Genomic DNA, 275 nt, shown 5'->3' on the forward strand with positions numbered 1-275 from the left:
CATCCATTATCGTCTACTTCAATTAAACTCCATTCTGAAGTTCTAATCGCACGATTATCCATAAACTGAAAGTACATTGGATCTTCTCGTTTCCATGTTTTTCCTTTTAACAAAGGTATAAATGACTGGCCTACAAGTTTATTATCCTCTGATTCGGAAGATGTTTTTGCTGCTTCTAAAAATGTAGGCATAAAATCTACTACGTTTATAGCTTCAGTGCTTATAGAATTAGGTTTTGGTATAGATTGTGGCCATTTAACAATTGCCCCAGTTTT

The 275-nt window shown here is 34.2% G+C and carries 1 protein-coding gene; it reads right to left on the bottom strand.

All coding sequences use genetic code 11. The annotated features are described in order from the left end of the window. Window positions 1-275 (bottom strand): sulfatase/phosphatase domain-containing protein (locus tag ACRHNM_RS16720; protein ID WP_431137751.1); only part of this gene is annotated, 275 nt, incomplete at both ends.

Source organism: Psychroserpens mesophilus (assembly GCF_050617655.1).
Taxonomy (GTDB): domain Bacteria; phylum Bacteroidota; class Bacteroidia; order Flavobacteriales; family Flavobacteriaceae; genus Psychroserpens; species Psychroserpens mesophilus_A.